Here is a 14995-nt window from a genome sequence, read left to right on the forward strand (position 1 = left end):
GAAAGAATAGGAACCATGACCTCAAACACCCCCGTGTCCGACCAACTGTTCGACCGTGCCCGGTCCCTGATGCCCGGCGGCGTGAACTCGCCTGTGCGGGCCTTCGGGTCAGTTGGAGGCACCCCGAAATTCATGGTCTCCGCCAAGGGCGCCTACCTGACGGATGCCGATGGTAAGGAATACGTAGACCTCGTCTGCTCATGGGGGCCGGCGTTGCTGGGCCACGCCCACCCCGCCGTACTCGACGCCGTCCACGCAGCTGTGGACCGCGGCCTTTCCTTTGGAGCCTCCACTCCGGACGAGGCCAACCTTGCCGCGATCGTCAAGGACCGGGTGGCCGCCGTCGAACGCTTGCGGATGGTGTCAACCGGCACCGAAGCCACCATGACGGCCGTTCGCTTGGCCCGCGGTTTCACCGGCCGCAACCTGATCATCAAGTTCGCCGGTTGCTACCACGGGCACCTGGACGGGCTGCTCGCAGCAGCCGGATCCGGCGTCGCCACGTTGGCATTGCCCGGCTCGGCAGGCGTCACAGAGGCTACTGCAGCTGAAACGTTGGTTCTGCCCTACAACGATCTCGCCGCCGTGGAGGCTGCCTTCGCCGCACATGGCCAGAACATCGCTGCCGTCATCACAGAAGCGGCTCCGGCGAACATGGGCGTTGTCACTCCCGGCGAAGGCTTCAACGCCGGCCTGTCGCGCATCACCAAGGAACACGGTGCGCTCCTGATCCTCGACGAAGTCCTTACCGGCTTCCGCACCGGCTACGCCGGATACTGGGGACTGACCGGCCGCCAGGAAGGCTGGGCTCCGGACCTGCTCACCTTCGGCAAGGTCATCGGCGGCGGGATGCCGACGGCGGCCCTGGGCGGGCGTGCCGACGTCATGGACTACCTCGCCCCGATCGGCCCGGTTTACCAAGCGGGTACGCTGTCCGGAAACCCCGTGGCCATGGCCGCAGGTGTGGCAACGCTGACCAACGCAACCCCTGAGGTCTACGCGTACGTTGATGCCCGTTCACTGGAACTCTCTGCCGCGCTCTCCTCAGCCCTTGATGACGCCGGCGTGGACCACTCCATCCAACGGGCGGGCAACCTGTTCTCCGTGGCCTTCGGTACCTCTGCCCACGGCGTGCACAATTACGATGACGCCCAGCGGCAGGAAAGCTTCCGATACGCCCCGTTCTTCCACTCCATGCTGGACTCCGGCGTTTACCTCCCGCCGTCCGTCTTCGAAGCCTGGTTCCTCTCCGCCGCCCATGACGACGCAGCGATGAACCGGATTATCGACGCCCTCCCGGCAGCAGCGAAAGCCGCAGCCGGCGCTACGGCCTAGCCATTGGTGATGCCCCGGAGGGCTGCTTGAAAGCAGTTGCCCGGGGCATCGTCGCTTCTCCCGGGGTAGGCTCGTAGATGGAAACCCACCCCCAACGAATTCACGGTTTACCATGCGCAAGTCACCATCCAATGCATCATTGAGTGTCAGCATCGCCGCTGCCGGAGTCCTTCTGCTTGGGGCTTCCGGTTGTTCCGGTGGCATAGCGGACTCCGGCCAAAGCCCGGCGGAAGGTCAGCCTTCAGTGGCTCCTTCTTCGCCATCAGGAACGCCATTTCCCACATCCGCGCCAGCAGTGTCAACCGCTCCGTCGGCGGTTCCTTCCCCGCCTGCCTCCGCCGCGCCTGCACCTGCACCAGCGCCGAGCACGCCGTCGGCCGTGGAGCAGCAACTCTCGGCACTCAGCCTTGAGCAGCGGGTGGGGCAACTCTTCATGGTGGCGGCCAAGGCCAGTGGTGCCGAACCGGGAACCATGGAGGCGCTGACCAAGTATCACGCCGGCAACGTTTACCTCAGCGGACGCAGCAAGGCCGGAGCTGCCCCGACGGCGGCAATTGTTTCTTCATTGACAGGCACTGTCTCTGCCGCTACAACCGGCGGGATACCCCTTTTTGTGGCCACAGACCAAGAGGGCGGATACGTCCAGGTCCTCTCCGGTCCTGGGTTCTCCACGATTCCCACGGCCTTGGTCCAGGCGTCTTTCGGTGCTGAAAAACTTCGCGTGGATGCTGCAACATGGGGGAAGGAACTCAGCAGCGTAGGCATCAACGTCAACCTGGCGCCGGTTTTGGACACAGTGACCAGCCCGCAGTTTGCACCCTCCAATGCCCCCATCGGCCAGTTTCAGCGGGAATACGGCTATGACCCGGCCACCGTCTCGCTGCTGGGCAACGCTTTTGCCGATGGGATGAAGGACGCGGGCGTTGCTCCAGTGGTGAAGCACTTCCCGGGCCTGGGCAGAGTGGTTCCCAACACTGACGTCAGCAAAGATGTCCGCGACACCTCCACTACACGGAACGATCCCGCGCTGGAGCCGTTTCATGCGGCCATCACATCCGGCACTCAGTGGGTGATGGTCTCGAATGCCTACTATGACAAAATCGACCCCGCAAACATCGCACCGTTCTCGCCGACAGTTATGGACACCATGCTGCGTGCTGACGCCAACTTCAAAGGCATTGTCCTATCCGATGACCTGTGCAGCGCCGCCCAATTGGAAGCGTGGTCCGATGCCGAGCGGGCTCTGAACTTCTTTAATGCCGGCGGAACCATGCTGGTATGCGCCGATCCCACGAGCATTCCGGCCATGCACCAGGCCGTGGTGCAGAAGGCTTCAGCAGATCCTGCCTTCCTGGCAAAGGTGGACGCCGCCGCGCTCACGGTGTTGCGGGTGAAAGCCGGTCAATAGCGGCTCCGCGTCACTGCGGACAGCAAAGAACCCCGACTTCCATTTCGGAAGGCGGGGTTCTTTGCAACGGGAACAACCGCGTTTGGAAGAAGTCCTTAGAGAACGTCCGAAAGGAAGCCCTGAAGGCGATCCGTTTGCGGGTTGGTGAACAGCTGCTCCGGAGGTCCGGATTCAACCACCACGCCGGCATCCATGAAGGTGACCTTGTCAGAGACGTTGCGGGAGAAGCCCATTTCGTGGGTCACCACCACCATGGTCATTCCTCCCTGGGCCAGATCCGCCATGAGGGCCAGGACGCCCTTAACGAGCTCCGGGTCCAGCGCGGACGTAGCTTCGTCAAAGAACATCACTTCAGGCTTCATGGCGAGTGCGCGGGCAATCGCCACACGCTGCTGCTGGCCACCGGAAAGATTTGCCGGACGTGAGTCAGCTTTGTGCTTCAAACCCACCAAGTCCAATTGGGCCAGGGCTTCGTCGCGCGCCTGCTCCTTGGACATGCCGCGGAGCTTGCGCAGTGCCAGCGAGATGTTCTCAGCCACCGTCTTGTGCGGAAACAGGTTGAACTGCTGGAAGACCATGCCGATGCGGCGGCGCAGTTCGTCCGGATTGTCCTTGAGTACCGAACGTCCATCCAGCAGGATGTCGCCCTGGTCCGGCTCGATGAGTCGGTTCATGACACGGAGGAGCGTTGACTTGCCCGAGCCTGACGGGCCGATCACGGAGGCCGTGGTGCCCTTCTCGACGTGCAGGTCGATGCCCCGGAGCACGTGGTTGCTGCCGAAGGACAGGTGGATATTTTTCGCCGTCAAGGTCCCTGATACGAATTCACTCATGCCTGCGCTCCTTTTCCAACGACGGCCGCTGCCTCGTCCGGTTCTTTCTTCTCAGGGCGCCCGGCGCGCATGCGGGCGTCAATGAAGTTCACGAAGTGCGTGAGCGGAATGGTCAGGGCCAGGTAGAAGATGGCTGCTGCCACGTACGGGGACAGGTTGCCGCTGTTGGCAGCTGCGTCCTTACCGATCTGGAAGATCTCACGCTCTGTTGCCAGGAGGCCAAGCATGAAGACCAGCGACGATTCCTTGATCAACGCGATGAACTGGTTGACCAACGCAGGAAGTACGCGCCGGATGCCCTGTGGCACCACCACGAGGCGCATGGACGAGCCGTAGCTGAAACCCAGGGCGCGGGTGGCCTCGAGCTGGCCTTTATCCACGCTTTGAATGCCGGAACGGAAGATCTCACCGATGTACGCGCCGGACATCAAAGACAAGGCGGCAATGGCCATGGGGTACGGGCTCGTGGATCCCGTCAGTTCTCGAATGATCGGGCCGAAGCCGAAACCGATTACCAGAATGGTCAGCACCGGTGGTAGCCCGCGGAGAATGTCCGTGTAAATTCGGGCTACCCACCGTGCTGCCGCGTTCCGGGAAATCCCCATCAAGGCGAGCAGCATCCCGAGAGCGGTCCCGATGATGCCCGAGACGACAGCCAGGACGATGGTGTTGGGCAGGCCGACGGCGAACATCTTGGGGATGACTTCGCCCATCGCCTCCCAGTCAAAGAAGGTGTCGGCTAGTTGATTGAGGATATCCATGGAACGCCTTGGTTACTTGGTGGGGAGCTGGACGGCCTTGCTGCCCGGCTTCCAGCCCTGGGGGGTCTGCTCGGCGGCTGTCGGACGGTCCTTGTACCACTCGGCCGTGAGCTTGGCCCAGGTGCCATCAGCGATGACAGCGTCCAAGCCGGAGTTCAGCGCGTCGATCAGCGGCTGGTTGTCCTTGTTCACGGCATAAGCGGTGAAGTTCTGGGTGTTCACGACCTTTTCGGCGATCTTGGTGTTGTCGCCTTCCTTGACCTGGCCGTCGGCCTGCTGGGAAGGAGCAACCCAAGCGTCGATCTGGCCGTTCTTCACGTTCCCGTAAACCGTGTTGTAGTCAGGGAAACGGACAGGCTCGATCTTGAGCGTGTTGGTCATGTAGTCGTCCTGGACGGTGCCTTGGACAACGCCGATGCGGAGGCCTTCCTTGACGTCGGCGAAGCCGGTGACCTTGGAGTCGCTCTTGGTCACGATTGCCATGTAACCGAAGTCGTAGCCATTGGTAAAGCCGACCGTCTTGCGGCGGGCGTCCGTGGTGGAGATCGAGGAAGATCCGACGTCGAACTGCTTGTTGCCCACCTGGGACAGGAGCGCTGAGAAGTCAGTGGAAGCGAACTCGACCTTGAGGCCCAGCTTGTCGCCAATGGCGCGCAGGAGCTCGTTGTCGTAACCGGTGAAGTTGCCGGAAGGATCGATGAAGATGTTCGGCGGGGCGTCGGAGAGGGTGCCCACGCGCAGGGTGCCGTCGGTGATGAGGCCCAGCTTGGACTTGTCGATCTGGTCCAGCGGCGTCACCTCAGCCGTGGTGAACGTGTCCAGCGACTTCTGGTCGCTACCGGCGAGGGCGTCAGTGGGGGAGCCGCTGGGCTCGGAGGTACCTCCGCCGCATGCTGCCAGGGAAATCACCAGGGCTGCGGCCACGGGGGCAACAGACAGCCACTTAGGGGCTTTGAATTTCATGAAGAAATCACTTTCATCGAGTCACGGAGACGTTATGCAGTGGGCGGGGAATGCGGCAGCAAAACGAAGGTTGGCTGTCCTAGCAGACTTCAACCCGCCAAACTTAATTATGTCACCAGCCCACGAAGGCGTGGTGAATCGAAGAAACGGTTGCCAGCACTCGCTTTATCCGAACAATGTTCCCATCAAGTACCGCTCTGGCTGTGCTCTGTACCGGCTGAGGAGCTTCAGGTGGAATCCGCGCGCGGCCAACCCGGACTTGGAGGTTCCCGGTAATTGATGTGACTTGTGTCGCACACAGGTAGCGGCGAGCTAGAAGCCGCCCCGGCTTGCATCCTCAGGCGGAAGAACCGGCCACTCGCCCTCGATGACGGCTGTGGGCTTGCTGCGGCGCAAATACTGTTGGAAATCAGCAGCTTGGGATGCTGCCCAGTCTACTTGCAGCTGATGCAGCGTTGACGCCGGCATCTGTAGCTTGGGGAACTTGCCGGCCATGGCATCCAACACGCGCAGCGTGGCAAGGGCGTCCGCGGCGGAGGTGTGGGCGTTGGTCAGGTCAACGCCATATTCCTCGCACAGAGCTGTAAGGGTGCGCTTTCCCTTGCGGTAACGGTCCACTTGCTTGTTCATTACGTATGGATCCAGCACGGGGAAGCGGCTGAGTTGGGGAACGCCATAGCGTGCGGACTCTGCGGCCAACACCGTGAAATCGTAGCTGGCGTTGAAAGCAATAACGGGAGTGCCGTCGTCGAACAGTCCTTGGAGTACCCCGGCGACCTCACGGGTGACCTCTGCTGCGGGGCGACCTTCTGCGCGGGCCTTCTCTGTGGTGACCCCGTGCACCTCGCTGGCTTCGAGGGGGATCTCAACGCCGGGATCGGCCAACCATTCGTGCTCTGCGATGAGCTCCCCGTGGGCATCCACAACAGTGATGGAAGCGGTGACGATCCGCGCTGACCGTGAGTTTTTCCCGGTGGTCTCGAGGTCGAATGCGGCACGGGAGAGGGTGTTCCAGGAGCTCATGTCTTCAAGCTACCGGCTGGGTCGGACAGTATTCGGGCACGACACTCCTGCCGTTACGCTGAACACATGCGGATGGAATATGTGACGGCAGTTCTTGCCGTCGTGGACCTTGTTCCATCGGGTTCGGCGGTCGCCTACGGTGATGTCGCCGAGCTCTTGGGGTCCGGCGGGCCGCGGCAGGTGGGCGCCGTGATGAGCCACTACGGAAGTGCCGTCGCCTGGTGGCGTGTTCTTCGAGCCAGTGGCGAAGCACCTCCCGGCCATGAAGCAGACGCCCTGCGGCACTACTTGGAAGAATCCACCCCGCTGCATGGCGCTTACGATGCCTTTTTGAGGACGGGCGAAGGCCGTTGGCGCGTGGACCTGACAGCCGCCCGATGGGCGCCTACCGACTCGGATTTCGACCAACTTGATGTGATCTCGGACCAGTTGGAGCGTCAACTCCATAAATTGTCGGTGCCCGATGATGAAATGACTGTGTGACCGCCACTCCTGCCAAAACCCGCCAAGCACCGGCAGCCCTCCGCCTGCTCCCGCCGCGTGAGACCCACTACGCGGCCCCTGTTTTGTCTCCGGACCAAAGTGCCGTCGTTTCCCTGCGGCAGGGGAGCGGGCCCGTCCTTGTGCCCGGAGGGCCGGGCACGGGCAAATCAACGGTGCTGGTGGAATCCGCGGTCCGCCGCGTCCGTGAGGACGGCTTGGATCCGGAACAGATTCTCGTTCTCGCTCCCGGGCGCCACGCCGCAGCGGCCTTGCGCGACACCTTCACCGGCCGGCTGGACCGCAGCCTCAGTACGACGCCGGCACGCACTTGGGCGTCCTACGCGTTTGACGTCATCCGGCGGGCGAAAGCTGAAGGCATCCTGCCGCTGGCACGGCCACCGAAGCTTCTCTCGGGCCCGGAGCAGGACCTCATCATCAAGGAGTTGCTGGAGGGCCACTCCCGTCCCGGATTCCAGCTCCCTTGGCCGGAGGATCTTGCCGCTGCACTTCCTACCCGAGGCTTCCGTCACGAGATCCGGCAGCTGTTCGACCGCATCATCGAATCAGGGCGCACCGCAGATGACTTGGTCGGGCTGGCCTACGAGTGCGGACGGCCTGATTGGATGGCGGCAGCCGAGCTCTACAGCGAGTACCGGGACGTCCTGGACCTCCGCATGCCCGAGGCCTTTGACCCTGCCGGAATCATCACCACCGCCCGGCAGATTTTCCAGGATTCGCCGGCATTCCTGGCCGCCGAGCGGGAACGTCTCCAACTGATCCTGGTGGATGATGCCCAGGAATCGAATCCTGCAGTTTTCGAGCTTCTTGCGGATATCGGGGAAGGCAAAGACGCTGTAGTGACTTACTCACCGGATACCGTTGTGCAAGGTTTCCGCGGCGCACGCCCGGACCTGGTCGCAGAGTTGCCAACGCTGCTGGGCGGCAGGCAGGAAAAGGTTCTGGAACGTCCGCTCTCGGTGACGCACAGGCACAAGCCCGAGGTAGCTGAAGCGTGGTTGCGGGTCGCGGACCGTATATCGCAGCGCTCCGGTGGTCAGTTGGCCAGGCAAATGGAACAACCCCACCGTCCGGAAGGCACGCTCGCGGCAACTGCCCGGGATGGCCGGGTGGAGGGCCACGTGCTGCCGTCAGCCGTTCACGAACTGAGATATGTTGCGCAGCGCATCCTCGAAGCGCAGTTGAGGGAGGCACGGGAATTCAGCGATATCGCAGTGATCGTCCGGAACGGCGGGCAAATTTCCCGGTTGCAGCGTTATCTGAGTGGCCAGGGGATCCCGGTGCGTGTTCCCGTGGCCGACTCCGCTGTCCGTGACGAGGTAGCGGTTCGTCCGCTGTTGGAGGCCTTTGCCATTGTCCTGGATCCGGCGAAGCTGACGCCGGAAACGGCAGTTTCGCTCCTGACGTCCCGCATCGGCGGAGCCACGGCAATCGAACTACGCAGGCTCCGGCAATCCCTGCGCCGTGAGGAACTCTTGGGCGGCGGTGGCCGCTCCAGCGACGCTTTGCTGGTTGAGGCCCTGCTACAGCCGGGGGCTCTGGCCTCGCTGGGTATTGAAGGCAGTTCTGCCCGTCGCCTTGCCCGCATGATCGCGGCGGGCACCGCGGCTGCAGAGGAACCCGGCGCGAACGCGGAATCTGTTCTCTGGGCTTTGTGGCACGCCACCGGGCTGTCTTCGCGCTGGGCAGAAATGGCGCTTGAAGGCGGCAACGCCGGGGCACGCGCAGATCGCGACCTCGACGCCATGATGGCCCTGTTCCACACCGCTGAACGCTTCGTGGACCAGTTGCCCGGCTCTGGTCCCGAACAGTTCCTGGACTATTTGTTGAACCAGGAGCTTCCCATGGACACCCTTGCTGCACGGGCGCAGCTGGAGGCCTGCGTGGAGATCATGACTCCCGCCAGTGCAGCCGGGCGGGAATGGCCGGTGGTGATCGTGGCCGGTCTCCAGGAAGGTGTATGGCCAAACACGCGTTTACGTGGAGAGCTGCTGGGCAGCACCGTCTACGCCGACGCAGTGGAACATGGAGTGGACTACGCCCTTAAGCGGGGGCCCCTGAGCAGGCTCAGGGACATTCGTTACGACGAACTCAGGAGCTTCTCAACGGCAGTATCCCGAGCCCGCGAAGTATTGATCTGCACGGCTGTGTCATCTGAGGATGAGCAACCCTCGGCTTTCCTGGACTACGTGGCGCCGCTGGGTTCCGGCGAGTACAGGCGCGATTACACCCCTGTTGACCGTCCCATGACCTTGCGGGCACTCGTCGCGGAACTGCGGCAGCACGTCCAGTCCGAAGAGGCTGCTGGCGGAGACCCGCGAGCCTCGCATGAGGCCGCCCGGATATTGGCACGGCTCGCCAGCACGGAGCCACCCGTTCCAGGTGCCCATCCGGACTCCTGGTGGGGTTTGGCAGCGCTGAGCTCCCAGGAGGCTGTGGTGCCTCCTGGCGGCACGGTCTCCGTGTCGCCGTCCAAGGTGGAAGCTGTCCATAAGTCCCCTCTGGACTGGTTCGTCCAAGCAGCGGGAGGGGAAGCCGCCACGGATTTCGCGCGCAGTCTGGGCACCTTGGTCCACAGCATTGCGCAGGAACTTCCCGATGCTTCAGGATCCGAGTATGTGGCTGAACTCGTACGCCGCTGGCCCGCCTTGGGCATGAAGGACAACTGGGAAGGAAAGCTTGATTTCCAGCGGGCGGAACTGATGGTTCGTAAGTTGGCCCAGTATGTGCTCATCATGCGCAGCGACGGCAGAAGCCTGCTGGCCGTAGAGCACGACTTTGAAGTCGAGCTTCCTGAGGTCTCCGTGGATGCCGGCGGCGTTAACGGCTCTCCGGCTCCGGAAGATCAGGCCACACGCCACGCCGTCCTCCGGGGTCAAGTGGACCGCCTTGAGATCGATTCGGAGGGCAGGCTCGTCATCGTGGACCTCAAGACCGGCAAACGGCAACCCGGCAAAGCCGAGGTTGCCAAGCACCCGCAACTAGGTGCCTACCAGGCCGCAGTCCTCAGGGGTGCCTTCCAGGACGCCGGGACGGGGGACAACAACCCCGACGCCGGTTCCCTTACCGCATCCGCCGGCGGCTTCATCCCAGGAGGGGCCGTGTTGGCCCAACTTGGGACAAAGACCAAGAGTCCCGCAGTACAGCAGCAGGACCCGTTGGATCCGACGGACAACTGGGCCGAGGGCCTGGTGAATGAGGCCGCTGCGCTGATGGCCGGCGCGACGTTTGAAGCCCGGCACGATCCCGGCAAGGGAGGGCATGGCGGCCATGGATGCCGGCTTCCGGATATTTGCCCGTTGTGCGCCAGAGGAAAGCAGGTCACCGAATGACAACCGAACTCCTGGACGGCTTTGCCTCCAGCGCCCTGGGCGTTGAGGCAGTTCCCGAGCCAAGGTTCTCACCCTCTGAACTTGCACACATCCTTGGCGAGAAGAACCACCCGACTCCTGAGCAGGCAGCCATTATTGCCTCGCCTCTCTCACCGCGCCTGGTCATCGCCGGAGCAGGTTCGGGAAAGACGGCCACTATGGCAGACCGTGTGGTCTGGCTGGTGGCGAACGGCTGGGTTCGTCCTGAAGAAGTGCTCGGCGTGACGTTCACCCGCAAGGCGGCCGGAGAGTTGGCAAGCCGGATACGGTCCAAGCTGGCCACGCTCCAGAGGATAGCGGCGGCGGACGACGGCGGCATAGGCTTCCCGGAGGGACTCCTCGGCGCCGACGACCTCGAACCTAAGGTGTCCACTTACCACTCCTATGCAAGCAGCATCGTTTCGGACTACGGCTTGCGCCTGGGTATCGAGCGGGATGTGGTCTTGCTGGGCGGGGCGCAGTCCTGGCAGCTGGCCAGCGAAGTGGTGGAAGCCTATGACGGTGACTACGAGCACTTCACTGCCGCCAAATCCACCCTCGTTAATGCAGTGATCCAACTTGCGGGGGAGTGCGCCGAGCACCTTCAGGATCCGGGGGAAGTGAGGGACTGGGTCCTGGAACGCGTTCGGACCTTTGAGCAGCTTCCCTATGTGTCCGGAGCCAGGAAGAATCCCACCCAGGCGGCTGCGGAACTTGCGGCGATGCTCCGAACGCGCGCCAGCATTGGCGACATGGTGGTCCGCTACCAGGAAGCGAAGCGCCAGCGCGGCGTCCTTGATTTTGGTGACCTGGTGGCGCTCGCAGCACGCATCGCAAGCGACATTCCCCTTGCTGCAACCACTGAACGTGCCCGTTACAAAGTGGTGCTGCTGGATGAGTTCCAGGACACCTCACACGCACAGCTTGTTTTGTTCTCGCGTCTTTTCGGGCAAGGCCATGCCGTCACCGCGGTAGGTGATCCCAACCAGTCGATCTATGGCTTCCGTGGCGCCTCTGCAGGCCAACTTTTCCACTTTGTGCAGGAGTTTCCCGTTCGGCAGGCGGACCGCTCCGGCCAGGTTGAGTCTTATTCCGTTGCCCCAACCTCCTATTTGACCACTGCCTGGCGGAACGGAAGGAACATCCTCCAAGCCGCCAACACCATCGCGGCGCCCTTGAACAGGGCGGCAGCGTCCGAGGGGCCGGCCGGGGAGAGGGATACCGCCGGCAATGTCTCAGTGCCCCCGCTGGTACCAAGCCCTGCGGCAGTTGATGGACAAGTGGTGATCGGTCGCTTTGCCACAGATGAAGACGAGGCCGCCGTGATAGGCCGCGACGTGCGTCGGTACCAGCGGACTGTATTCGAGGAGGAAAAGGACGGCACGCCCGTCAAACCCACCGTGGCGGTACTCTGCCGCCGACGCGCGCAGATGGAGTGCCTTCGCCGCGAGTTCGAGCTCCAAGGAACTCCGTACGAGATCGTTGGGCTTGGTGGCTTGCTGGACACCCCTGAGATCGTGGATCTTGTAGCGACGTTGCGGGTCCTTGCCGATCCAGGACGTTCCGATGCGCTGATGAGATTGTTGGCCGGGGCGCGGTGGCGGATAGGTCCGGCAGACTTGATGGCTTTCAGTGACTGGTCCCGCTTCCTGGCACGCCGACGGTCGGCGCCGGAAGCCCAAACAGAATCCTTTGACCGCAATGAAGAACCCGAAGGGGCAGTGGTTGAAAGCGACATCACCGATGCCGCAAGCCTCGTGGAGGCCCTGGATTTCCTGCCTCGGCCAGGTTGGACTTCCGGCCATGGGAGGAGCCTGAGCGCTGCTGCCCTGGACCGGCTGACGCGCCTCGCTTCAGAGTTGCGTTCACTGAGGAGCTACATCGGAGACGACCTCACCACACTTCTTGGCGAAGTGGAACGTGCCATGCTGCTGGATATCGAGGTGGCGGCCAAGCCGGGAATCAGCATTCACCAGGCGCGCCGCAATCTGGATGCTTTCCAGGATGCCGCGGCCGGTTTCCTGCAGACATCCCAGCGCGTTGATCTGCTGGCGTTCTTGTCGTGGTTGGAGGCAGCGGCCTCCGAGGAAGGCGGCTTGGATGTGGCCCCCGTTGAGACTAACCGGGAAGCAGTGCAATTGCTGACCGTCCACGCCTCCAAGGGCTTGGAATGGGACGTGGTCTTTGTCCCGGGCCTCAACGCAGGTTCTTTCCCCAGCAACAGGGATTCGCGGTGGAGCACCGGCGCCGCGGCTCTGCCATGGCCCTTGCGGGGTGATCGCGCAGATCTTCCCCAGTGGGACTTCGATCAGCCTGACCAAAAGGGATGGCTGGATGCAGAAAAAGACTTCAAATCGGAGGTCCAGCACCACGGTGAAGCCGAGGAGAGAAGGCTCGCCTACGTCGCTTACACGCGAGCGAAGTTCGTCCTATGGGCATCCAGCGCCGCCTGGAACGGTTCGCGGTCGGGAATGGCTGGCATGTCAACATTCCTCTCCGAATTGGCGCCGCTTGCCGGAGTTGCCGTGGAGGAAGCCGGCTCCGGCCGGATGCAGTCAGCGGGCAGTACGCTGTCGCCCGGCAGTGCTGTGGTCAGTGCGGTGGTCCATGCGGAATCGGTGGCGGAGGAGGCCTTGCCCGAAGAAAGCCCGTTGACGGCGGCGCTCGAGGTTGCCCTGTTCCCCTATGATCCCTTGGAGGGGCCTTCAGATCCGCGGACCGGCGCGCGCCTGAGGCTGACTCCGGGCAGACGGCTCGCCATGGATCAGGCTGCAGCCATGGTCCGCCAGTATTTGGAGGAACCCGGCGACTCACCTTTGAATGACTTCGCTGGTGCCGCCGGCAAATGGTCCCAGGAGGCAGAACTACTCCTGGATCGCCAGCGCCAGCTGAAGACTGTTCAGGACGTTCACCTTCCCAGCCACATTTCTGCCTCACTCTTCGTTGACCTCAATGCCGACCCTGCCGCTGTCTTGTCGCAGCTGCGCAGGCCGGTTCCCCGCGAACCGGGGATCTCGGCGCGAAAAGGCACGGCCTTCCATGCTTGGGTCGAGGAGTATTTCGGGACGACGGGGATGCTGGACCTTGATGAGGCGCCGGGTTCGGACTCCCACATCGACGAGGCCTACGGCTTGGATGAGATGGTGGCCGCATTCAAGCAGTCCGAGTGGGCCCAGCGCGCTCCTGCCTTCGTGGAAGTACCAGTGGAAACCAGGATTGGCGATCTCGTGGTCCGTGGGCGCATCGACGCCGTGTTCCGTGATGCCGACGGCCGCTGGCAACTCATTGACTGGAAAACCGGTCGACGCCCCGCAGGTCAACAACTGGCGACCAGGGCGGTGCAGCTGGCTGTTTACCGGCTAGCGTGGGCGCGACTCAAGGACGTCCCTTTGGACGATGTCAGTGCCGCTTTCTACTACGTTGCGGATGACGCCGTCGTTCGTCCACACGATCTCGGCAGCGCAGAGGAACTTGAGCTGATCGTTGCGAAGGCTTTGAAGAACAACCCCTGAAATTCAGGGGGCCAGGTATTAGTGACGTTCGGCCGCGTGAAGCGGCGTCACAGTGACCACGCTGATGGCGGCGGTGGAGGTGTCGTCTTGGACCGATGTCCTGCCGGAGTCGCCTTCCGCGGAGCTCTCTGACTCCGCGTCTGGAATGGCAGCGACACTGACGGCGGGTTTGTCATCCGAGGAGTCCGATGTCTTCAACTCAACGACCTCGTACTTAGCGGCATTGTCCTCTTCAGCTGCTTCCGCTGCGGCCTGTGCAGCTTCTTGGTCACGGCGCACCTGCTCGTCAATGTCATCGGCGAGTGTCTGGAGCATGGACTCTGCTTCTGTCGTCATGCTTTGGTGCCCGGCTGCCATGGCCTTGACCAGATACTGGGCAAGGGCAAACTCGGCCAGAAGTGCGGCGCGGCGGAGAAGATGGGCGTCAGGGAGCTCGCGGCGTGCCTGGGTGTAGTGGCTCAGGACGGCCTCGACAAACGAGGCTTCGTTGGATGCCACCAACCAAGCGAAATCGTCCGCGGGATCGCCGATCCGGAGATCGGTCCAGCCGGTGAGGGCCGTCACGGTATCGTCCTGCACCATCAGGTTGTCTTCATGGAGATCCCCATGGACCACTGAGGGATTGAAACGCCAAAGGGCAACGTCTTCCAGGGCGTGTTCCCACCGGCGGAGCAGTGTCGCCGGAATTTTGCCCGTGGTTGCCGCTTGGTCGAGCTCGTTGAGTTTACGCTGCCGGAACTCATTGGCAGAGTAACTGGGAAGGTCGGCATTGGTGACCAAGGCTAGTGGCAAGTCATGAACGGCGGCCAGGGCGGTGCCGACTTCCCGGGCCAAGGCTGGGCTACCGGCTGAAAGTTCTTCAATGGAGAGGGTGGAACCCTGCATGTGGGCGTAGACGAAGGTCGTCAGGGCACCTTGCCGGACCGTGCCTGCGATGGTGGGCACATGGAAAGGCAGTTCAGCGCGGATGGCCGGGGCGAAGGCCCGCAATACCATGTACTCGGTTTCCAGCCGTGTACTGGCTTCCGGATGGCGCGGTGAACGCACCCTCCAGCGCTTGCCGTCCTCGTCCAGCAGCAACGCCGAGTCGAAGTCGGCGTCGTCATCAGGGGAGTGGGCTGCGGCCGTCGGCGACAGGCCTGGCACCGCCGCGGTTGCTATGGCGGCCAGTTCGAGCGGTGTTCTTCTCACGTTCTCCACGGTAGATTGAGTGCGGCCTGTGGCCATGATGCAGCGCGGCGAGTCTTCAGATCCGCAGAAAATGCGCAGGAAATGTGGAGAAAAACACGGCATTAGTCCACAACCGGAC

10 protein-coding genes are annotated in these 14995 nt (G+C 62.8%); 5 read left to right on the forward strand and 5 right to left on the reverse strand.

The window, feature by feature from the left end:
- Positions 1–15 precede the first annotated feature (15 nt).
- Positions 16–1335 (forward strand): glutamate-1-semialdehyde 2,1-aminomutase, encoded by a 1320-nt coding sequence (gene hemL / locus ACLRGI_RS15375; protein ID WP_419202490.1) that lies wholly within the window; start codon positions 16–18, stop codon positions 1333–1335.
- Positions 1336–1714: 379 nt separating this feature from the next.
- The gene (locus ACLRGI_RS15380; RefSeq protein WP_419202491.1) at positions 1715–2743 is read left to right on the forward strand and encodes a glycoside hydrolase family 3 N-terminal domain-containing protein; all 1029 of its coding nucleotides are present in this window, start codon (positions 1715–1717) and stop codon (positions 2741–2743) included.
- Positions 2744–2838: 95 nt separating this feature from the next.
- Here the strand turns inward: ACLRGI_RS15380 and ACLRGI_RS15385 are convergent, their stop codons facing one another.
- The 4 genes from ACLRGI_RS15385 to ACLRGI_RS15400 form a co-directional block, all read right to left on the reverse strand.
- On the reverse strand, positions 2839–3576 hold the full coding sequence (locus ACLRGI_RS15385; RefSeq protein ID WP_419202492.1) for an amino acid ABC transporter ATP-binding protein: 738 nt from the start codon (positions 3574–3576) through the stop codon (positions 2839–2841).
- Complete coding sequence (locus tag ACLRGI_RS15390; protein ID WP_091468678.1) at positions 3573–4337, reverse strand: amino acid ABC transporter permease; 765 nt, start codon at positions 4335–4337, stop codon at positions 3573–3575. Before ACLRGI_RS15390 ends, ACLRGI_RS15385 begins: the two co-directional genes overlap by 4 nt.
- Positions 4338–4349: 12 nt before the next feature.
- A complete protein-coding gene (locus tag ACLRGI_RS15395) occupies positions 4350–5300 on the reverse strand; it encodes an ABC transporter substrate-binding protein (protein ID WP_419202493.1) in 951 nt (316 codons plus the stop codon).
- A gap of 312 nt (positions 5301–5612) precedes the next feature.
- Positions 5613–6323, reverse strand: coding sequence for a 3'-5' exonuclease (locus ACLRGI_RS15400; protein ID WP_014922274.1), 711 nt, complete (start codon positions 6321–6323; stop codon positions 5613–5615).
- A gap of 66 nt (positions 6324–6389) precedes the next feature.
- On the opposite strand from ACLRGI_RS15400, the gene ACLRGI_RS15405 reads away from it, so the two are divergent.
- From ACLRGI_RS15405 to ACLRGI_RS15415, 3 genes are read left to right on the forward strand one after another with little or no spacing between them, the layout of a single operon-like run.
- Positions 6390–6806 carry an MGMT family protein gene (locus tag ACLRGI_RS15405; protein WP_419202494.1) on the forward strand — a complete coding sequence of 139 codons (417 nt, stop codon included), beginning with the start codon at positions 6390–6392 and terminating at the stop codon, positions 6804–6806.
- Positions 6803–10156, forward strand: coding sequence for an ATP-dependent helicase (locus tag ACLRGI_RS15410; protein ID WP_419202495.1), 3354 nt, complete (start codon positions 6803–6805; stop codon positions 10154–10156). The genes ACLRGI_RS15405 and ACLRGI_RS15410 overlap by 4 nt, the downstream gene beginning before the upstream one ends.
- Positions 10153–13686 (forward strand): ATP-dependent helicase, encoded by a 3534-nt coding sequence (locus ACLRGI_RS15415; RefSeq protein ID WP_419202496.1) that lies wholly within the window; start codon positions 10153–10155, stop codon positions 13684–13686. The genes ACLRGI_RS15410 and ACLRGI_RS15415 overlap by 4 nt, the downstream gene beginning before the upstream one ends.
- 18 nt (positions 13687–13704) lie before the next feature.
- Here the strand turns inward: ACLRGI_RS15415 and ACLRGI_RS15420 are convergent, their stop codons facing one another.
- A complete protein-coding gene (locus tag ACLRGI_RS15420) occupies positions 13705–14877 on the reverse strand; it encodes a macrolide 2'-phosphotransferase (RefSeq protein ID WP_419202497.1) in 1173 nt (390 codons plus the stop codon).
- Between the last annotated feature and the right edge of the window lie 118 nt (positions 14878–14995).

Source organism: Paenarthrobacter sp. PPS72 (assembly GCF_048537125.1).
GTDB classification, from domain to species: domain Bacteria; phylum Actinomycetota; class Actinomycetes; order Actinomycetales; family Micrococcaceae; genus Arthrobacter; species Arthrobacter nitroguajacolicus_E.

Coding starts and splice junctions, on each gene's coding strand:
- hemL (WP_419202490.1), top strand. CDS start 16: ATGACCTCAAACACCCCCGTGTCCGACCAACTGTTCGACCGTGCCCGG.
- ACLRGI_RS15385 (WP_419202492.1), bottom strand. CDS start 3,576: ATGAGTGAATTCGTATCAGGGACCTTGACGGCGAAAAATATCCACCTG.
- ACLRGI_RS15390 (WP_091468678.1), bottom strand. CDS start 4,337: ATGGATATCCTCAATCAACTAGCCGACACCTTCTTTGACTGGGAGGCG.
- ACLRGI_RS15395 (WP_419202493.1), bottom strand. CDS start 5,300: ATGAAATTCAAAGCCCCTAAGTGGCTGTCTGTTGCCCCCGTGGCCGCA.
- ACLRGI_RS15400 (WP_014922274.1), bottom strand. CDS start 6,323: ATGAGCTCCTGGAACACCCTCTCCCGTGCCGCATTCGACCTCGAGACC.
- ACLRGI_RS15405 (WP_419202494.1), top strand. CDS start 6,390: ATGCGGATGGAATATGTGACGGCAGTTCTTGCCGTCGTGGACCTTGTT.
- ACLRGI_RS15415 (WP_419202496.1), top strand. CDS start 10,153: ATGACAACCGAACTCCTGGACGGCTTTGCCTCCAGCGCCCTGGGCGTT.